Source organism: Nocardioides luteus (genome assembly GCF_000960475.2).
In the GTDB taxonomy this organism is placed as follows: domain Bacteria; phylum Actinomycetota; class Actinomycetes; order Propionibacteriales; family Nocardioidaceae; genus Nocardioides; species Nocardioides luteus_A.
In genome coordinates, this window is sequence record NZ_JZDQ02000059.1 from 1 (window position 1) to 19244 (window position 19244).

The 19244-nt window shown below is 70.7% G+C and carries 15 protein-coding genes; 10 read left to right on the forward strand and 5 right to left on the reverse strand.

Annotated elements, in window-relative coordinates:
- The coding region (locus UG56_RS26610; protein WP_143055213.1) for a HAMP domain-containing protein at positions 1–1204 on the reverse strand (1204 nt) is incomplete at its 3' end.
- Between the two features lie 174 nt (positions 1205–1378).
- On the opposite strand from UG56_RS26610, the gene UG56_RS26615 reads away from it, so the two are divergent.
- Positions 1379–3502: a SpoIIE family protein phosphatase gene (locus tag UG56_RS26615; RefSeq protein ID WP_045551337.1), complete on the forward strand. Its 2124-nt coding sequence runs from the start codon at positions 1379–1381 to the stop codon at positions 3500–3502.
- Here UG56_RS26615 and UG56_RS26620 read toward each other — a convergent pair.
- Positions 3499–4356 (reverse strand): helix-turn-helix transcriptional regulator, encoded by an 858-nt coding sequence (locus UG56_RS26620; RefSeq protein ID WP_045551338.1) that lies wholly within the window; start codon positions 4354–4356, stop codon positions 3499–3501. The two genes, UG56_RS26615 and UG56_RS26620, sit on opposite strands and share 4 nt — an antisense overlap.
- 122 nt (positions 4357–4478) lie before the next feature.
- Between UG56_RS26620 and glmU the strand changes: the two genes are divergently transcribed.
- Positions 4479–5933, forward strand: a complete 1455-nt coding sequence (glmU, locus tag UG56_RS26625; RefSeq protein ID WP_045551339.1) for a bifunctional UDP-N-acetylglucosamine diphosphorylase/glucosamine-1-phosphate N-acetyltransferase GlmU — start codon at positions 4479–4481, stop codon at positions 5931–5933.
- Positions 5934–6007: 74 nt separating this feature from the next.
- Complete coding sequence (locus UG56_RS26630; RefSeq protein ID WP_045551340.1) at positions 6008–6982, forward strand: ribose-phosphate diphosphokinase; 975 nt, start codon at positions 6008–6010, stop codon at positions 6980–6982.
- A 144-nt stretch (positions 6983–7126) separates the two neighbouring features.
- Here UG56_RS26630 and UG56_RS26635 read toward each other — a convergent pair whose 3' ends face one another.
- Together UG56_RS26635 and pepN are read right to left on the reverse strand one after the other, a co-directional pair.
- Positions 7127–8140 (reverse strand): LCP family protein, encoded by a 1014-nt coding sequence (locus UG56_RS26635; protein ID WP_052694107.1) that lies wholly within the window; start codon positions 8138–8140, stop codon positions 7127–7129.
- 47 nt (positions 8141–8187) lie between these two features.
- Complete coding sequence (gene pepN, locus UG56_RS26640; protein ID WP_143055214.1) at positions 8188–10593, reverse strand: aminopeptidase N; 2406 nt, start codon at positions 10591–10593, stop codon at positions 8188–8190.
- Positions 10594–10815: 222 nt separating this feature from the next.
- On the opposite strand from pepN, the gene UG56_RS26645 reads away from it, so the two are divergent.
- Together UG56_RS26645 and pth are read left to right on the forward strand one after the other, a co-directional pair.
- Positions 10816–11439 carry a 50S ribosomal protein L25/general stress protein Ctc gene (locus UG56_RS26645; RefSeq protein ID WP_045550622.1) on the forward strand — a complete coding sequence of 208 codons (624 nt, stop codon included), beginning with the start codon at positions 10816–10818 and terminating at the stop codon, positions 11437–11439.
- Positions 11436–12047, forward strand: coding sequence for an aminoacyl-tRNA hydrolase (gene pth, locus UG56_RS26650; RefSeq protein WP_084101650.1), 612 nt, complete (start codon positions 11436–11438; stop codon positions 12045–12047). Before UG56_RS26645 ends, pth begins: the two co-directional genes overlap by 4 nt.
- Here pth and UG56_RS26655 read toward each other — a convergent pair.
- Positions 12044–12706 carry a helix-turn-helix transcriptional regulator gene (locus tag UG56_RS26655; RefSeq protein WP_052693949.1) on the reverse strand — a complete coding sequence of 221 codons (663 nt, stop codon included), beginning with the start codon at positions 12704–12706 and terminating at the stop codon, positions 12044–12046. The genes pth and UG56_RS26655 overlap by 4 nt on opposite strands.
- Positions 12707–13195: 489 nt before the next feature.
- Here UG56_RS26655 and UG56_RS26660 point away from each other — a divergent pair, with 489 nt between their 5' ends.
- From UG56_RS26660 to UG56_RS26680, 5 genes are all read left to right on the forward strand, one after another.
- Positions 13196–14068, forward strand: coding sequence for a sensor histidine kinase (locus UG56_RS26660; protein WP_045550624.1), 873 nt, complete (start codon positions 13196–13198; stop codon positions 14066–14068).
- On the forward strand, positions 14049–14741 hold the full coding sequence (locus UG56_RS26665; protein ID WP_045550625.1) for a response regulator: 693 nt from the start codon (positions 14049–14051) through the stop codon (positions 14739–14741). The genes UG56_RS26660 and UG56_RS26665 overlap by 20 nt, the downstream gene beginning before the upstream one ends.
- Before the next feature lie 140 nt (positions 14742–14881).
- Positions 14882–16228, forward strand: a complete 1347-nt coding sequence (locus UG56_RS26670) for an exopolysaccharide biosynthesis polyprenyl glycosylphosphotransferase (RefSeq protein WP_084101654.1) — start codon at positions 14882–14884, stop codon at positions 16226–16228.
- A 103-nt stretch (positions 16229–16331) separates the two neighbouring features.
- Positions 16332–18380 (forward strand): serine/threonine-protein kinase, encoded by a 2049-nt coding sequence (locus tag UG56_RS26675; protein WP_177191559.1) that lies wholly within the window; start codon positions 16332–16334, stop codon positions 18378–18380.
- 10 nt (positions 18381–18390) lie between these two features.
- Positions 18391–19197, forward strand: a complete 807-nt coding sequence (locus UG56_RS26680; protein WP_305728744.1) for a 3'(2'),5'-bisphosphate nucleotidase CysQ — start codon at positions 18391–18393, stop codon at positions 19195–19197.
- Positions 19198–19244 lie beyond the last annotated feature (47 nt).

A 19244-nucleotide genomic window follows, 5' to 3' on the forward strand; every position in this document is an offset into this window, starting at 1 on the left:
CGCGGACCTGGTTGGTCAGGTTGCTCGCCATCGAGTTCACCGAGTCGGTGAGGTCCTTCCACCGGCCGGCCACGCCAGGCACCTCGGCCTGACCGCCGAGGCGGCCCTCGGTGCCGACCTCGCGGGCGACACGGGTGACCTCGTCGGCGAAGGTCTGCAGGGTGGCGGTCATCGAGTTGAGCGTCTCGGCGAGCTCGGCGACCTCACCGCGCGCGGTGACGGTGATCTGCTGCGACAGGTCGCCGCGGGCGACGGCCTTGGCGACCGAGGAGATCCCGCGCACCTGGGAGGTCAGGTTGGAGGCCATCGTGTTGACCGAGTCGGTCAGGTCGCGCCAGGTGCCGGAGACGCCGCGTACGTCGGCCTGACCGCCGAGGCGGCCCTCGGTGCCGACCTCGCGGGCGACACGGGTGACCTCGGCGGCGAACGAGGACAGCTGGCCGACCATCCGGTCGACGGTGTCCTTGAGCTGCGCCATCTCGCCGGAGACCTCGATGGTGACCGTGCGGGACAGGTCGCCGTTGGCGACCGCCGTGGTGACCTCGGCGATGTCGCGGACCTGCGCGGTCAGGCGCGAGGACATGGTGTTGACCGCGTCGATCAGGTCGCGCCAGGTGCCCGACGCGTTCCGCACCCGGGCGCGGCCACCGAGCTTGCCCTCGGTGCCGACCTCGCGGGTGACCCGGGCGATCTCCTCGGTGATCGTGGCGAGCTGGGCGACCAGGCCGTTCACGCTCTTGGCGACCAGCAGCGGGTCGCCCTTGAGGGCTCGGCTGCCGTGGCGTACGGCCATCGTCTGGGTGAGGTCGCCCGTGGAGACCGCGGCGACGACCCGGGCGACATCGGCGGTCGGTCGGGCCAGGTCGGCGACCAGGTCGTTGGCGTCCTCGACGGCACCGGCCCAGGCGCCACCACCGATGCTCGGCCGGAGCCGCTCGTCGTGGTGGCCGTCGCGACCTGCTTCGCGGCGCACGCGCGCGAGCTCGCCGCTCAGGTGACCGAGCCGGTCGGCGATCTCGTTGTGGAGGGAGGCGAGGTCGCCGAGGGGGCCGTCGACCGGGTCGAGGCGCCCGGTGAAGACGCCGTCGCGCATCGCGGTCATCGCGTCCTTGAGCCGGCGCAGCGCGATCGGGTCGACCGCCACCTGCGCCGAAGGCGTGGTGCCAGTCGATGTGTCAGCCGATGTGCCCGACGATGAGGGCATCCCGCCTCCTCTCGCGCTGAGTCGCGCGTCTTTTGCAGTGTCGCACTCATCGCCTGTCTGCGACTCAGAAATCACCGTTCGCCACCGATTCTGGTCAATCCTTGACCTAGCTGCAGATCCCATCCGGGGATAAGTCCTTTTCACGGCGAATCGGGTGCAGAATCGGCGGTGGACATGAGCACCGGAGTCAAGACGCTCTCGCGCACCTTCGAACCGGCACCTACGTCGGTCTCCGAGGCGCGCCATTTCGCGCGGAAGGTGCTCGGCGAATGGGGTCTCGACGACATCCTCGACGACGCCGTCCTGCTGACCAGCGAGCTGGTCACCAACGCCGTGACCCATGCCGGCACGCCGATGACCGTGTCGGTCGTACGCGAGGAGGACCGGCTCCGCATCGACGTGTTCGACCAGCACCCGACCCGGGTGCTGCCGGTCGGCGCCAACGCCAACCCCGGGGCCGGCGAGCACGGCCGGGGGCTGCTGATCACCTCGGCGCTGGCGACGGCCTGGGGTGTGGAGTACCGCAAGGACCACAAGCGGGTCTGGGCGGCATTCGCGCTGGTGAAGGAGACCATCGGCGCCGAGGCGCCCGCGAGCGATGGCCCGGAGGACCAGGACGTACGCCGCCGGGAACCCGCCGCGGCCCAGGATCCGCTGGGGCTGAGCGGGCTGGCCCTCAACCAGCTCCCGCTGGCGGACATGCTCCAGCTCGTGGTGGAGCAGACCCGGGACCGCTTCGTGGCGGATGCTGCCTACCTCCTGCTCGAGGACGAGATGGAGGACCGGTTCGTGGTGGCGGCCACGAGCGGGTCCGCGGACCCCATCCAGGGACGGAGCGTGCGCCGCGGTGAGGCCGGTGCGCCGAGCCTCAGGGCATCGTTCCGGCCGTTGTCCATCGGTGACCTGAAGGCGACCCCGGTCGAGCTGCTCCGGGGCCTCGAGCTGCGTTCGCTCGCCACCGCACCGGTGGCCTTCGACGGGCGGGTCATCGGGACGTTGGCGGTCGCGAAGGCCGAGCCGAGCGGCTTCACGACCGAGGACGGCGCCCAGCTGCAGCGGGTCGCGGACTGGGCCGCGCCCAGCGTCGACCGTGCCTCGACGCGGGCCGCGGACAGCGAGCGGCGTGCGTGGCTCGCGTTCCTCGGGGAGTCCAGCGTGATGCTGGCCGGGTCGCTGGACCTCGAGACGACGACGGCGATGACCGGGCAGATCATCGTGCCCCGCCTCGCGACGTGGTGCGGCATCTATCTCAACGACGCCCGCGAGCAGCCGCGCCTCCAGTTCGCCTGGCATGCCGACGAGCACCAGCTCGACGCGCTGGAGAAGGCCTTGCAGGACGCGGCTCCCGACGGTCGCGAGGCGCCGGCCGAGCCGGACTTTCCCGGCGAGGTCGCGATCCTCCCGTTGGAGGCACGCAACCGGATCATCGGCTGGCTCACCCTCGGCAGGCCCGCAGGCGAGCCCCTGCGCCGTGAGCGGCTGATGGTCGCAGAGTCGGTGTCCCGCCGGGCGGCGCTGGCCATCGACAACGCCCGCGCCCACACCGAGCTCCAGGACATCGGCCAGTCGTTGCAGCGCAGCCTGCTGCCTGCGGTGCTGCCGGAGATCCCCGGCGTCGACCTCGGGGTGGGCTACGAGCCGACGGGGGAGTTCAACGACGCCGGCGGCGACTTCTACGACATCTTCGCGCTCGGCGCCGCGCGCTGGGGCTTCATGGTGGGCGACGTGTGCGGTGTCGGGCCGGAGGCGGCCGCGGTCGCCGGGATGTCGCGCCACACGGTGCGCGCGCTGATGCGGGCCGGCATCCCGATCGCGCCGACCCTGGAGCGGCTCAACGCCGCGATCGTCGACGAGGGCACGCGGGGCCGGTTCATCACGATGGTGTGCGGCACTCTCGAGGTCACCTCGGCCTCCCGGTTCGGGCTGCGACTCGTCTGCGCGGGCCATCCGCCGCCGTTCCTGGTCACCCGGGCTCGCCCCGGGGTCCCGGCCCGGCGCGTGGGCAGGCCGCAGGCGCTCCTCGGGGTGCTCGACGCGGTCGACTACATCGAGGAGCAGGTCGCGGTCGAGCGCGGCGACCGGCTCGTGGTGGTCACCGACGGTGTCCTGGAGCGGCGCTCCGGGGTCGCCATGTTCGAGGAGCCCGGGGTCGAGGCCGTCCTCGCTGCCGGCGGCGGAGCCGGGGCCCAAGCCGTCGCCGACCGGCTGCTGCGTGCGGTCACCGACTTCTCCGCCACGCCGCCCTCCGACGACATGGCCGTCCTGGTCCTCGACCTCGGCAAGGCGCCCGTCTTCTAGGCCGTGCCGAGCTCGTTCGGGTTGAACTCCTCGTGGCCGAGCACCCCGAGCAACCGGATCTTCTCCTCGGCCTCGCTGCCGGGCACCGGCGTCAGCACCAGCAGCGCCTGGCCCATGTCCGGGGTGGTCAGCACCTGGCAGTCGACGTCGATGCGGCCGACCTGCGGGTGCAGCAGCGTCTTGTGGTCCTCGATGTGGTGGGTGACCTCGTGCCGCTCCCACAACTCACGGAACTCCTCCGAGCGGGTCTCCAGGAGACGTACGAGGTCACCGGCGCGGGAGCGCTCGCCCATCGCTCCGTAGGCCACCCGCAGGGTGGCCACCAGACCCTGGCCGTGCCGGTCGTGGTGGTCGGGCGGGTAGACGTCCCGCGTCGAGGGGTCGGTGAACCAGCGGTAGGCCTCGAACCGGTCCCAGCCGGTCAGTGCCGGGCGGTCACCGAAGATCGAGACCGCGAGCCGGTTCGCGACCAGTGTCTCGCCGAGCGCGGACATGATCATCGCCGGGGTGTCCTCGAGCCGGTCGAGCACGCGCAGCAGCGCCGGGGCGACGTGGCCGTCGTCGAACGTACGCCGCGGGGCGTTGTGGCCGGCCAGCCGGTAGAGGTGGTCGCGCTCGTCGACGGTCAGGCGCAGCGCGCGGGCGAGCGCCGACAGCATCTGGTCGGAGGGCTGCGGGCCGCGCTGCTGCTCGAGACGTACGTAGTAGTCGGTCGACATCCCGGTCAGCGCGGCGACCTCCTCGCGCCGCAGCCCCGGCGTGCGCCGCCGGGGTCCGGCGACCAGGCCGACGTCCTGCGGACGGAGCGCCTCCCGGCGGCGGCGGAGGAAGTCGGCGAGCGAGGCACGGTCCATGGCATCCATCATGCGGGGTGCGGCCCGGCGCAACCAGGGATCGCCGATCCCACGATCACCCGCCGGAACGCTCCGCCGACCCCGGGTCGGGGCCTGCGCCGGGCGCCCTAGACTGAGGCAACATGAGCGAGCTCACCGTGATCGTGCTGGCCGCCGGCGGCGGCACCCGGATGAAGTCCAAGACTCCCAAGATGCTCCACCAGATCGCGGGCCGCAGTCTTGTCGGCCATGTCCTGGCGGCGGTCTCGGAGGCCGGTGCGTCGCGTGTCGTCGCGGTCGTGGGTCACCAGCGCGAGCTGGTCGAGCCGCACATCGCCGAGATCCTCCCCGAGGCCGTGATCGCGGTCCAGTCCGAGCAGCTCGGCACCGCCCACGCGGTGCGGGTGGCGGTCGAGGCCGGGGCGGTCTCCAGCGGGACCGTCCTGGTGACCTACGGCGACACGCCGCTGCTGCGCGGTGAGTCGCTGCGGGCACTGGTGGCCGACCACGAGGCCGCCGGCCGGGCCGCGACGATCCTGAGCGGGATCGTGCCGGAGCCGTTCGGCTACGGCCGGATCCTGCGCGGTGAGACCGGGGTCAGCGGCATCGTCGAGGAGAAGGACGCCACCGACGAGGAGCGGGCGATCACGGAGATCAACTCCGGGATCATCGCCTTCGACGGGGCCTTCCTCGCCGGCGTACTGCCCCGGATCGGCAACGACAACGCCAAGAAGGAGTTCTACCTCACCGACGCGATCGCGCTGGCGGTCGCCGACGGGCTCGCGGTGGACGCGTTCGTCCTCGACGACGTCACCGAGGCCGAGGGCGCCAACGACCGGGCCCAGCTCGCCGCGCTCGGGAAGATCCTCAACGAGCGCATCGTGACCCGGTGGATGAAGGACGGGGTCACCGTGATGGACCCGGCCACGACCTGGATCGACGCCGACGTCGAGCTCGCCCCCGACGTCACCATCCTGCCCGGCACCCAGCTGATCGGTGCCACCCGGATCGACGAGGACGCGGTGGTCGGCCCCGACTGCACGCTGAAGGACACCGAGGTCGGCCACGGCGCCCGGGTGGTGCGTACGCAGGCAGAGCTCGCCGTCGTGGGACCCGGCGCCAACGTCGGCCCGTTCACCTACCTGCGCCCGGGCACGGTCCTGGGCGAGGAGGGCAAGATCGGCGGCTTCGTCGAGGTCAAGAACTCGACCATCGGGCCCGGCGCCAAGGTGCCGCACCTGTCCTACGTCGGCGACGCGACGATCGGTGAGGGCACCAACATCGGGGCCGGCACGATCTTCGCCAACTACGACGGGGTCACCAAGCACAAGACCCGCATCGGGCGTCACGTGAAGTCGGGCTCCGGTGTGACCTTTGTCGCGCCGGTGGTCGTCGGCGACGGTGCGACGACCGGTGGCGAGGCCCTGATCCGGGAGGACGTTCCGCCGGGTGCGCTGGCCGTCTCCGCAGGTCAGCAGCGCAACATCGAGGGATGGGCACTGGCGAAGAGGGCCGGCACACCGCAGGCGGCCGCGGCCGAGGAGGCGCTCGAGGCGGGCGTACCCATCCTCGGTGAACCCTCGGCGACCGGCGAGTAACCGCCGGGGTTGGGCGCGACGGCGATGTTGATGGAGAATCCAAGTGCAGTGACCCCGGGGGTAGGAGCCAGCACATGACCAAGCGCACCACCGAGAAGCAGTTGATGCTCTTCAGCGGCCGGGCTCACCCGGTCCTCGCCGAGGAGGTCGCCGACCTTCTCGGAACGAAGCTGACGCCGACCTCGGCCTACGACTTCGCCAACTCCGAGATCTACGTCCGCTACGAGGAGTCGGTGCGCGGCTCGGACGCGTTCGTGATCCAGTCGCACACGGCGCCGATCAACCAGTGGCTCATGGAGCACCTGATCATGGTCGACGCGCTCAAGCGCGCCTCGGCCAAGCGGATCACCGTCGTGATGCCGTTCTGGGGCTACTCCCGCCAGGACAAGAAGCACCGCGGTCGCGAGCCGATCTCGGCCCGCCTGGTCGCCGACATGTTCAAGACCGCCGGGGCCGACCGGATCATCTCCGTCGACCTCCACGCCGACCAGCTCCAGGGCTACTTCGACGGCCCGGTCGACCACCTGATGGCGCTGCCGCTGCTGACCGACTACATCAAGGACAAGTACGGCTCGCAGCCCCTCGCCGTCGTCTCTCCCGACGCCGGCCGGATCAAGGTCGCCGAGCGCTGGGCAGCCCGCCTCGGTGGGGCGCCGCTGGCGTTCATCCACAAGACCCGCGACATCAACCGGCCCAACGAGACCGTCGCCAACCGCGTCGTCGGTGACGTCAAGGGCCGCATCTGCATCCTGACCGACGACATGATCGACACCGGCGGCACGATCGTGAAGGCCGCCGACGCGATCATGGCCGAGGGCGCCGCCGGCGTGATCATCTGCGCCACCCACGCGATCCTCTCCGACCCGGCCGTCGACCGGCTCAAGAACTCCACCGCCAGCGAGGTCGTCATCACCAACACCCTCCCGGTGCCGGAGGAGAAGCAGTTCGACAAGCTCACCACGCTCTCCATCGCCCCCATGCTCGCCCGCGCGATCCGTGAGGTCTTCGAGGACGGCTCGGTGACCTCGATGTTCGACGGTCACGCCTGAGGTCGCCGCCTCGGCCGCGCTTCCCCACTGTCGCTGAGACTTCCCCACTCGTACGTCGTTTCCCCACCCTCCGGAGGGTGGGGAAACGACGTACGAGTGGGGAACTGTCCGCACAGGTGGGGCGTCTGAGCCCGCACAGAAGGCTCAGCTGACCGTTTGCCCGGTCACGACCTCAGGATTTCGACCGAGCCACACGTCCATCTCGTCCTCCCGCACAGCTGCCCAGAGCCCGCGCCCCTTTCGCGCATCGAGGTAGACCACGCTCTGCTTCCCCTCCCGCCCCAGCCCGGAGACAGGAGCGGTGAAGAAGGTCAGGTCCGACGAGGGCATCCGGGCGAGGTCGAGGGCGAGCCCACGCAGGTCGCCGCCGGAGAAGCCGGAGTCGACGGTCAGGTGGCGGGTGATGATGTCGAGGAGGTCGTAGGCCTTCTTGGGGTCCTTCGGGTCGACGCTCTGCCGCAGTCCGCGGAGGATCGAGCGCAGGACGTACTGCTGACGCTTCACCCGGTCCAGGTCGCCGCCGGGGAGGCCGTAGCGCTGGCGCACGTAGAGCAGGGCCTCCTCGCCGCTGAGCAGGTGGGTGCCCTTCGTCCAGGTGCGGTGGCGCGCCGAGTCGTGGACGGTCTCGGGGATGTAGACCTCGACACCGCCGAGCAGGTCGCCGATCTCCTCGAAGCCGGCCCAGTCGACCCAGGCGACGTGGTCGATGCGTACGCCGGTGAGCTTCTCGACCGTCTGCACGCTGAGCCGCGGCCCACCCTCGGAGAAGGCGGCGTTGACCTTGGCCTTGCCGTGGCCGGGGATCCGCACCCACGAGTCCCGCGGGATGGAGACGACCGAGGCCGAGCGGCGGTCCGCGCTGAGATGGAGCAGCATCATCGTGTCGGCCCGCTGCTCACCGGGCGTCCAGGACGCGGTGGCCTCGCTGCCGGTCGTCGCCTCGCCGCCGGTACGTCCGTCGGTGCCGAGCAGCAGGATGTTCATCGCTCCCGCGGCGTCGCTCGCCGGCTCCGGGCGCTCCTCGAGCCCGCCGAAGACGTCGACGGTCCGGACCTGCTCGTCGAGCCGGTGTGCGAGATACCAGCCGGTTCCGGTGACCGCGCCGACGAGCACGACGAACGCGATCCCGATGCCGAGCCAGATGCGCGACTTCTTCATGGCCGTCCTCAGTGGTGGGGGTCGAGGGGCCTAGAGGCTAGTGGTCGCTACTCGCGGTCGTCGAAGTGGTCCTCCCACGAGCGCCGCAGGATCGTCGGTACGCCATCGGCCAGGGCCGCACGCAGCCCGTCGAGCTGCTCGGAGTCGAGTGCGATCCTCGGGAAGGCCCGCCCGACCTCGAGGGCGAAGGCCTGGCCACGCGTGGCCAGGGCCGGTGCCTCGGCGAGATAGGCGGCGACGTAGGGACGCAGCAGGTGGGCCTGCTCGGCGATCCACATCCCGGAGGCCAGCGCGTCGAAGCGACGGTTGTCGACGCCCGGGGCGAGCATCGCCTCCCAGGCGGCGTCCTTCGCGGTGGTCGAGGGACGGGCGGCGAGGGCCCGGAGCGCGCCGAGGTCTCCCTCGACGGTGCCGTCGCGGTCGCGCTCGGCGGCGATGAAGCGCGCGTCGGCCTCACCGAGCGAGGCGAGGCGTACGACCGCCTCCCAGCGGGTGGTCGGCAGCAACGGGACGCCGACCGCGACCTTGTCGGTCTCCAGCCAGCCACGCAGCAGTCCGGCGTCGGCGCTGGTCGCGGCCAACGCGGCGGCCCACGCCAGTGCCCGCTGCTCGTCGTCACCGGAGGCCTTCAGGCCTGCGGCGGCCGCGGCGGCGACCCGCGCCACCGCTCCGGCCGCGCGCGAGGCCGGAACCCGCTGCGGGATCACCACGGACCGGGCCTCCGAGAGCACGCCCTCGATGATGTCCGCCCGGGTCTCCTCGGGCAGGTGGGCCTCGACCAGGTCGAGGAAGTCGTCGGCCGAGAGCTCACGCGACCGCACCCGGCGCGCGGCGGAGGACCAGAGCACCGCGCGTACGAGCGGGTCCTCGAGCCGGGAGAGCCCGCCGGAGAGCGCCGCCCACGACCCGGCGTCGAGCCGGAGGGCGGCGAAGGTCTCGCCGCCGGCGTTGGGCACGACGACGAGGCCGGCGAACTCCGGCAGCGGCACCGGCTCGGCGCCCAGCTCGACCCGTTTGCGCCCCACGAGCCGGAGCGAGGAGTCGTAGGCGGCGACCGTGAACGCGTGCGGCCGGCTGCCCTCGCGCTCCAGGACCGGCACGTCCCCGTCGCGCCGCACGGACATCGTGTCGAAGCCGGGTCGTCGCAGCCAGGCGTCCACCCAGCCGCGTACGTCCTTCGACGAGCTCGCCGCGAGCGACTCGACGAAGTCGGCCAGGGTCGCATTGCCGAACCGGAAGCGGGTCAGGTGGCGGTTGACGCCGGCCATGAACTCCTCGTCACCGAGCCAGAAGGCGAGCTGCACCAGGCAGGCGCCGCCCTTGGCGTAGGAGATGCCGTCGAAGATGGTCGCGGCGGTGTCCACGTCGGGTACGTCGTCGGCCAGCGGGGCGACCGGATGGGTCGAGCGGCGCGCGTCGGAGCGGTAGCCCCACGGCTTGCTCCGGACCTCCACCTCGACCCGCAGGTCCGCGAAGCCGGCGCCTGCCTCGGCGACCCGGTAGCCCATGTAGTCGGCGAACGACTCCTGCAGCCAGGTGTCCTCCCACCAGGTCATCGTCATCGAGTCGCCGAACCACATGTGCGACATCTCGTGGGCGATGATCACCGCGCGGATCGCGCGCTGGGTGTCGGTGATCGCGCCGCGCGGCAGCAGCTCGTCGCGGTAGGTCACGCACCCCGGCATCTCCTGCGCGCCCCAGTTGAGACCGGGCACGAACACCTGGTCGTAGGAGTCGAAGGGGTAGGGCTCGTCGATGAGGTCGGCGTAGTGGTCGAAGCACGCCTCGGTCGTACGCCGCAGCTCGGCCGCGTCCCGCTCCAGCTCGGCGGCCAGCGAGTGCCGGGCATGCCAGCCGAAGTCGAGCCCTGCATGGGTCCACCGCACCGAGTGCCACGGCCCGGCGGCGACCACCAGCAGCGCCGGCGGGATCGGGGGAGTGGTCGCGAAGACCCAGCGGCCGGCCTCGTGCGAGACGACGGCGCCGTTGGCCAGGACGGTGACTGCGGGATCCGCGGTCACCGAGACGGCGAAGGACGCCTTCAGGTCGTTCTGGTCGAAGCAGGCGAAGACCTTCGAGGCGTTGTCCATGCCCAGGTAGGCCGCCACATAGCGCGACCCGTCGGCAGGGTCGGTGAAGGTGTGCATCCCGTCGCCGTCGGTCGTGTAGGGCAGCGTCGCGGTCACCTCCACCTCGTTGACCGCCTCGGTCGACAGCCCGGCCAGGCTCACCCGGCCACCGTCGTAGGCGGCCTCGACCACCTCACCGTTGACGAGCAGCGACACCGAGAGCGCGCCCTTCAGCTCCAGGAACGTCTCGGGGGCCGACGAGCGGAACCGGAGCCGGGCGTGGCTCCGGAAGGTCTCGAGACCGGTGAGGTCGAGGTCGAGGAAGTAGGAGACGGAACTGAGCACGCCGGCCCGGGTGCGGGCCTCGTCGAGTGTGAGGGACACGACCTCCAACGTACGTCGTCGCAGGTCAGCACGCGCGCGCATTTCGCTGTGAGCGTGATCCGGGGATAGTCTGTGGCAGTTGCCTCGGCGAGGGAGCGCCTCGCGCTCCGTGATCGACAAGGTGGACGTCTCTTCGAGAGACGCCGTGCCTTCGTCGCACGGCCTTCGTCGGACCTGCCGGGCGCCACTGACGTCAGCACCACTCATCGAGGAGTTCAACGCATGTCCAGCGAGAAGATCGTCGCCGAGAAGCGCACCGAGTTCGGCAAGGGTGCCGCTCGCCGCATCCGCCGTGAGAACAAGATCCCGGCGGTCGTCTACGGCCACGGCGCCGACCCGATCCACCTGACCCTGCCGGGCCACGCCACCATGATGGCGCTCAAGCACCACGGTGCCAACGCGCTCCTGGAGCTGGACATCGACGGCAAGACGCAGCTCGCCCTGACCAAGCAGGTCCAGGTCGACGACGTCCGCCGCGTCATCGAGCACGTCGACTTCGTCGCCGTCCGCGCGGGCGAGAAGGTCACCGTCGACATCGTCATCAACGTCGTGGGCGACGCCGCCTCCGGCACCATGGTCGTCACCGACGCCAACACCCTGACCGTCGAGGCCGAGGCCACCCACGTGCCCGAGAGCCTCGAGGTCAGCATCGAGGGCCTCGAGATCGGCACCCAGATCCTGGCCGGCCAGGTCGAGCTGCCCAAGGGCACCACCCTCGTGACCGACCCGGAGACCCTGGTCGTCAACATCACCGAGGCCCGCACCATCGAGGAGCCCGTCGCCGACGAGGCCGCCGAGGGTGAGGCCGCCGAGGCGCCCGAGGCCGAGGCCGCCGACGCCGAGTGACTTCTGACTCGGTGACCGACGGCGTCTGGCTGGTCGTCGGCCTGGGAAACCCCGGGCCGACCTATGCCGGGCACCGTCACAACATCGGCTATCTCGTCACCGACGAGCTGGCCAACCGGCTGGACGGCAAGTGGCGTGCCCACAAGTCCGGCCGTGCTGACGTCGTGGAAGGGCGCCTCCGGGGTACGACCCCGGGGGTGCCCGGCCCACGCGTCGTGCTCGCCCGTTCCCGGACCTACATGAACGAGTCCGGCGGGCCGGTCAAGGCGCTCGCGACCTTCTACAAGGTCCAGCCCGACCACGTCATCGCCATCCACGACGAGCTCGACATCGCCTTCGACACGATGCGGGTCAAGCTGGGCGGCGGCGACAACGGCCACAACGGCCTCAAGTCGATGCGGTCCTCCCTGGGCACCGGCGACTTCCACCGGGTGCGCGTCGGCATCGGCCGCCCGCCCGGGCGTCAGGAGGTCCACGACTTCGTGCTCTCCAACTTCTCCAGCACCGAGCGCAAGGTGCTGCCGTTCGTGGTCGACACGGCCGCCGACGCCATCGAGACGCTGATCACCGAGGGTCTGGAGAAGACCCAGCAGCGGTTCAACTCCTAGGACTGGTGCGGCCGTAGAAAGCGGTCGTACGCCGCGACCGCGGCCAGCTGGGAGCCGACCCCGAACTTCCGCAGGATCGCCTTCACCTGCGTCCGCACCGTCGTCTGGGCGACGCCGAAGCGGGCCGCGATCTCGGCGACGCTGGCTCCGTCGTAGAGGAGGTCGAGCACCTCGTGCTCGCGCACGGTCAGCGAGGCGATGAGCCGGCGCATCCGCTCGCGCCCGTCCCGCATCAGGTGCCACTGCGCGACCAGCCCCTCGATCTCCGCAGGGGAGTGCCCCCGGCGTCCCTCGGCGGCATCGCGAAGCGAGCCCTCGATCGTGTCGGAGTCGGTGTCCGCGGGCAGCACCTCGACCAGGCCGGCCTCGATCAGCGCACCCCACAGCCCGCCGCGGGGAGCCGTGGTGAGGGCGACCCCGGGCAGGCGTACGCCGCGCACGAGCGCACACACCCGGTCGAGCTGTGGCCAGTCGTCGAGGGCGGTGACCACCAGCCAGGTCGCGGGATCGCCGAGGAGCAGGTCGGCCGGATCCGCGTCGGTGGCAGCGGTCGCCGTCACGGTGATGCCGCGCTCGTCGAGCGCGACCCTCACCGCGTCGAGGGTCATCGTCTCATCGGCCGAGACGGCCACCCTGAGTCGCGCGGTCGAGCCTGCCATATGTGGTGCGCCGTTTCGGTCGTCTCGGGCCCCGTCAGATCTCCCTGGGGGTATGAGTAGTCTGGGCGTTCGCGAGCGGGGATCGGAAACCTGTTCTACAGTGCCCCAAGTTTGGGGATGACCTGGGACAACGCTTCCCGCAATGTAGGTTGAGGACGACCTCGGATTTCTTTGACTCCTCAATTCTCGGTATTGGCCCGCAATGGGGTCGCGCGACGATAACGTGCTGATTACGTTTCCTTCAGCGAAGGATTCGGTCACAACATTCAAATTGGGACGGCCCGACAAGCTCGGGCTGGGGGAGCAGGACCTGCACGAGGTCCGATCCGGGACTCATACCTCACTGGCCGACCCGACCTGGGGAGCAGTATGTCTACGTCCATTTTCAAGCGGATCAACTCGGGTTGGCTAACCACCGCGTACGCAACCACGACCGCCGTCTTCATCGGCGTCCAGAGCTTTCTCATCGCCGTCCTCCAGGGGCCTTGGGTGTCTTTCCATACCCACGGAGCGCTCCTCTGGGTCGTCCTGACGGCGATCGTCGTCGCGACCTCGCTGGCGGCCGCCGCGGGCCTCCTGAACGGGGGCGTGCGCATCTACCGCCGCGTGTGCGCGGCGGAGGCGAAGGCGGCCGACGAGATCTACCACGACCTCCTCAGCGCGCGTGAGACGCAGCGTCTCCAGCGGGCCCGGATGCACGAGGTGACCTCGACGCTCGCCGGTGTCCGCTCGGCCAGCGAGCTGCTGTGCAACTCCGACACGCTCGACCCGGAGCGCCGTGTCGCGATGATGGCCATGATGGGCAGCGAGCTCAGGCGCCTCGAGCGCCTGGTCAGCTCCCACCGTGGTGGCGCCGACACGATGCCGGTCGACGCCGGCGTGATCGACGTCGACGCGGTGATCCACAATCTCGCCCTGGCCCACGAGGCCGGCGGCACCACGGTCGTCCACGAGCCCAGCAACGCGCTCGCCACCGGAAGCACGGACGCGGCCTCGCAGATCGTCAACATCCTCCTCGACAACGCCGCCAAGCACGGTGCCGGCGCCGTCCGCGTCGCCGTCCGGCACGAGTCGGGTGAGTCCGGACAGATGGTGGTCGTCGAGATCTCCGACGACGGCCCCGGGGTCGCCCCCGAGGTGCGCGACCGGATCTTCGAGTGGGGCGTGCGAGGACCGGACTCGGCCGGTCAGGGGATCGGGCTCAACGAGGCCCGCACGGTCGCCGAGCGGATGGGCGGGTCCCTCCGTCTCGCCGCCACGGAACGTACGACCTTCGTGGTCACCCTTCCCAGTGCAGTGATCGAACGCTCCGAGGTCGGGGCCGAGCAGGAAGGCGCCTCCGATGGCGTTGTCGCCGCGTAGCCAGTACCGAGTCGTCATCGTCGAGGACCACGTCCTCTTCGCCGAGTCGCTCGAGCTCGCCGTCTCGATGGAGGGATACGACGTACGCCGCGTCCCGATGCCCAGCGAGCCCGTCTCGACCGCCACCATGGTCTCCGTCATCCTCCGCAACAAGCCGAAGGTCGTGCTCCTCGACCTCGACCTGGGCCGCTACGGGGACGGCGTACGTCTCATCGAGCCGCTCGCGAAGGCCGGCGTCGACGTGGTCGTGGTGACCGGTGCGATCGAGGAGGCGCGCTGGGGCCAGGCCCTGCGCAACGGCGCCCGCACGGTGCTGTCCAAGTCGCGCCCGCTCGGCGAGATCCTCGGCACCGTCCGGCGGCTCTACCAGGGCGCCTGCGTGCTCGCGGTGAGCGACCGCGAGCGGCTGATCCGGATCTGGTTCGAGCGTCAGCACGAGGTCGCCGAGCTGAGCCGCCGCATCGAGCTGCTCACCAAGCGTGAGTCGCAGGTGCTCGGCCATCTGATGCTCGGCCGCACCGTCCACGAGATCGCCGTCATCGGCGTCGTCTCCGAGGCGACCGTGCGCACCCAGGTGAAGTCCATCCTCGCCAAGCTCCAGGTCACCTCCCAGATCGCCGCCGTCGGTCTCGCCCACCGTCTCGGCTGGCGCTCCCCGCAGTCGCTGGAGTGAGCCGACTGGTCTGGACCACCGGGTTCCGGTTCCCTCATTTGGTCTAACCGGACCCCTTTCGGCCCCCAACGACCACCTTCTTCCCGCATTGTTCTGGCATGAACTAGCGTCCGGGCGCCCAGCAGCCATGGGGGAGATGAATGACGATAGAGCTGGCGTCGGTGGAGACAGCGGTCCCGCTCGACATCAACCGCCGGAGGGTGTCCGCCAAGGCACCCTCTCTTCGGTTGCAGGCCTCGATGCTCGACGGGCTCACGCTGATGATCCTCGCTCCGCTGATCGTGCGGCAGGAGCTCGTCCACGCGCTGGTGTGGGGCCTGCTCTGGGCCCTCGCCACCAGGATCACCGCGCCGAAGATCCTGCCCGGTGCCGAGCGCCTGCGAGCGACGGTCTCGGGGGTCTTCAAGGCGTTCATGGCGATGAGCATGGCGACCTGGCTGCTGGGTGCGGTGGTCGATCTGCCTCAGGGGCAGCTGGTCGTGCAGACGATCCTCGGCCTGGCCACCGCGCTCGCGTTCCGGGTGGTGGGCTACATCTTCAGCTCCCGTCCGCGCACGCCGCTGCGGGTCGTCGTCGTCGAGGCGGCTCATGACCACGGAGCGATCCCGGAGTGGACCCACCGGCTCAGCGGCGGCCTGATGGAGGCGGCGGCGGTCTGCCGCGCCGACGGGCTCTCCGGTGCGATCGCCTCGGTCGCACCCGACGCGGTGCTGGTCGTCCCCGGGCCCGACCTGGCGGGTCGCGAGATCCAGCGGCTGGCCTGGACGAGCGAGTCCTTCGGCCTGCCGCTCCTGGTCAGCACCCGGATGCAGGACGTGACCCCGCAGCGTACGTCCTCGATGCGGCTCGGCTCGATGACCCTCCTCTACGTCGACGAGGCGCTCCGGGCGCGGCTGACCCGGGTGGTCAAGTACGTGTGGGAGTGGCTGGCCGCGGCGGCCGCCGTCGCGGTGCTCCTCCCGGTCTTCGTCGTCGTGGCGATCGTGATCAAGCTCGACTCCTCGGGCCCGGTCTTCTTCCGGCAGGTGCGCGTGGGCCGCAACGGCAAGGAGTTCCGGATCTGGAAGTTCCGCACCATGGTCGTCGATGCCGAGTCGCTGCTGCGCACGCTCGACCACCGCCCCGGCCACGTCCTCTTCAAGCTGCGTGCGGACCCCCGGGTGACCCGCGTGGGACGGGTGCTGCGGAAGTACTCCCTCGACGAGCTGCCGCAGCTGTTCAACATCGTGCTGGGCCAGATGTCGCTGGTCGGGCCCCGGCCGGGGCTGCCGAGCGAGGTGGCGATGTACGATCGGGACTCGCATCGCCGACTCGCAGTTGCACCCGGTCTGACCGGGCTGTGGCAGGTCTCGGGGCGGTCGGACCTCTCCTGGGAGGACACGGTCCGGCTGGACCTGGACTACGTGGACAACTGGACGCTGCTGCGGGACTTCGGAATCGTCGTTCGTACGGTCAAGGCTGTTGTGCGTGGCTCTGGCGCCTACTAGTGAGTGTCGCCTAAACTCCCAGGCCGCGGTGTGAGCAACCCAACACGTACGAACAACTGGATCCTCGACGGGAACGTCCCCCATGCAAACCTCCCCCCACCCCATGATTGCCGGCCGTTATGAGCTGCACCGCCTGATCGGGCGTGGCGGTATGGGCGAGGTATGGCAGGCCATGGACCTCACCCTGCAACGCTGGGTAGCGGTCAAGATCGTGCGGACGTCGGCCGACCCGACGATGATCGAGCGGTTCCGGCGCGAGTCGCTCTCCACCGCGGCCGCCAGCCATCCCGGCACCGTGCAGGTCCACGACGCCGGCATCGAGCGCACCGGCAACGGTCCGATGGCCTTCCTCGTCATGGAGCTGCTGGCCGGCCCCGACCTCGGCGAACGCCTGCGCTCGCACGGCCCACTGATCGCGCGCGAGGCCGGCGAGGTCATCGTCCAGGCCGCGCGCACCCTCGCTGCGGTCCACGGGCAGGGCATCGTCCACCGCGACATCAAGCCGTCCAACCTCGTCTACGACGCCGACCGCCGGATCCGGATCGTCGACTTCGGGATCGCCCAGCTCGCCGCGTCGGGTGGCCGGCGACTGACCTCCACTCACGACGTCGTCGGGAGCCTCGGCTACCTCTCGCCCGAGCGTGGTTCGGGTGGCGAGGTCGGGCCGCCGAGCGACATCTACTCGCTGGGCTGCGTCTTCTACGAGATGCTCACCGGTCGCACGCCCTACTCCGGCGGCGCTCCGGCGACGGTGGTCTACCAGCACGCCACCGCGCCGATCCCGCGGGTCAGCGGCCTGGTCCAGGTGCCGGGCATCATCGACGACCTGGTCGCGATGATGATGGCCAAGGAGCCCGGACAGCGGCCGAGCGCGCAGGACGTCGTCGCCGTGCTCACCGGCTCGGGCCCGCTGCCGGTCTTCGACGCGCAGGTGCCTGCGCCGCGCGCGACGCACGCGTCCGGACCGATCAGCACCTCCGGTGCCTTTCCGGCGTACGCCGGGAGCGGGTCGTTCCCCGCTGCCGGTGCCACCGGGTCGACCGGTGGGTTCTCGAGGATCGGCGCGAGCGGCCCGATCCCGACGGGCGGGTCGCGGGCGGCGAAGCGCTCGGGTGCCAACCGCACGCTGAGCGTCCTGCTGGCCGTGGCCCTGGCCGGGGTCGCGGTCGGTGGCTGGGCGACGTTCGCCGCCTTCGGGAGATCCAGCGAGACGGCTCGAGCGGCCGCGCTCAGCGAGGCGCTTCCGGAGACCATCGAGCTCGCCGTCGACGTGATCTTCGAACGCGACGCCCTGCAACCGGTCGCGCAGGCGCCGGTCAACGTACGCTCCACCTACCTGCACACCACCGACGTCGCGGTCGAGGAGTGGCAGACGGCCGCGGCCGAGATCGACGTCGACGGTGACCCCGAGCTGCGCACGCTCCACCATGACATCACCGAGGTGCTCAAGGACTTCGAGCTCTACCGGGTCGAGATGCAGGAGGGCGACCGGGCGGCCCAGGATGCGGCTCGCGAGGTCTACACCGGCCTGGCCGGCAACCTGCTGATGCTCGCCGCCCAGGTACCGGAGCTGGAGGACGACCAGACCGGCGACCAGCTCCGCAACCTCAGCAACCTGAAGGCAGCCGCGGACGCGTTCAGCATCGAGCGTGAGCTCATCGTGGTGGCGCTCTCCGAGGGCGATATCGACACCAAGTCGGTCAAGGACCTCACCGATGCCGAGGCGGCCTGGGTGAAGGCGTCCTCGGCGTTCTACTCGGGTGCCTCGCCCGAGCTGCAGGCCGACCTCGACCGGGTCTCGGACGGCACGTTCGACAAGGGCTCGGGCGCGATGATGGTGCAGCGTACGGTCCGCGACGTCGCCGCCAAGGGCAGCATCGAAGGGGTCGTCAAGGAGCTGAACGCGTCCTCGAAGGGCGAGCCGATCGTCCGCACCTGGTCCGACGGTGCCGTGGCGTACGTCCAGAGCCTTCGCGAGGTGATCCAGAAGTCGACCGAGACGATGGCCGACGAGGTCACCGACGAGCACGAGCGTGCCAAGACCGGGCTGATCCTGCGTGCCGTGCTCACCGGGGTGGCGCTGCTCGCCGCGATCGGACTCGGCTTGGGCCTATATCGGGCTCAGCATCGGAGTCGGCGGACGTCTCGATAGAGTGCCGCGGGTGACCTTCGTAGCCGGTGTACCCACGCCCGAGATCCTCGCCTCCGACCACCTGCTCGCCGCCTGGCTGGCCGAGACCGCCGGCCGCCGGCTGCTCGAGGTGCGTGCCACCTCCGGTCTCGAGGGCAAGGAGCTGAAGGACGCCGGCGACCTGGCCGCCCATGAGCTGCTGATGGAGCTCGTCGCCGAATACCGTCCGGAGGACGGGGTCCTGTCCGAGGAGGGCAAGGACTCCAAGGAGCGGCTCACCCAGGACCGGGTCTGGATCATCGACCCGCTCGACGGCACCCGTGAGTTCTCCGAGCCCCCGCGCGACGACTGGGCCGTGCACGTGGCCCTGTGGGCCTCCTCCAACGGCGGCGAGCTGATCGCCGGCGCGGTCGCGCAGCCGGCGCTCGCGGACGCGTCCGTGCAGAGCACCTTCCACACCGGCGCGGCCCCTGTCGTGCCCCCCTCGACCTCGCCCCGTCCGCGGATCGCGGTCTCCCGCAGCCGCCCGCCGGCCTTCGTCGAAGCGCTGGCCGAGGAGCTCGGCGCCGAGCTGGTGCCGATGGGATCGGCCGGCGTGAAGATGATGTCGGTCGTGCGCGACATCTCCGACGCGTACGTCCACGCCGGTGGGCAGTACGAGTGGGACTCGGCCGCTCCCGTGGCCGTGGCTGCTGCTGCCGGGCTGTTCACCTCTCGCATCGACGGCTCGCCGCTGCGCTACAACCAGGACGATGTCTACCTGCCTGATGTGATCGTGTGTCGGCCGGAGCTCTCTGAGCAGATTCTGTCGTTCATCAAGCGGCACGGGGTGGAGTGACGCCTTTTCGGCACCGCGCTTAGGTGCTGGATCTTGGGGCTGGTCTT

Excerpts from the sequence above, each read along its gene's own strand:
- UG56_RS26615 (WP_045551337.1), top strand. The coding sequence starts at position 1,379 with ATGAGCACCGGAGTCAAGACGCTCTCGCGCACCTTCGAACCGGCACCT.
- UG56_RS26620 (WP_045551338.1), bottom strand. The coding sequence starts at position 4,356 with ATGGACCGTGCCTCGCTCGCCGACTTCCTCCGCCGCCGCCGGGAGGCG.
- glmU (WP_045551339.1), top strand. The coding sequence starts at position 4,479 with ATGAGCGAGCTCACCGTGATCGTGCTGGCCGCCGGCGGCGGCACCCGG.
- UG56_RS26630 (WP_045551340.1), top strand. The coding sequence starts at position 6,008 with ATGACCAAGCGCACCACCGAGAAGCAGTTGATGCTCTTCAGCGGCCGG.
- UG56_RS26635 (WP_052694107.1), bottom strand. The coding sequence starts at position 8,140 with ATGAAGAAGTCGCGCATCTGGCTCGGCATCGGGATCGCGTTCGTCGTG.
- UG56_RS26645 (WP_045550622.1), top strand. The coding sequence starts at position 10,816 with ATGTCCAGCGAGAAGATCGTCGCCGAGAAGCGCACCGAGTTCGGCAAG.
- UG56_RS26655 (WP_052693949.1), bottom strand. The coding sequence starts at position 12,706 with ATGGCAGGCTCGACCGCGCGACTCAGGGTGGCCGTCTCGGCCGATGAG.
- UG56_RS26665 (WP_045550625.1), top strand. The coding sequence starts at position 14,049 with ATGGCGTTGTCGCCGCGTAGCCAGTACCGAGTCGTCATCGTCGAGGAC.
- UG56_RS26670 (WP_084101654.1), top strand. The coding sequence starts at position 14,882 with ATGACGATAGAGCTGGCGTCGGTGGAGACAGCGGTCCCGCTCGACATC.
- UG56_RS26675 (WP_177191559.1), top strand. The coding sequence starts at position 16,332 with ATGATTGCCGGCCGTTATGAGCTGCACCGCCTGATCGGGCGTGGCGGT.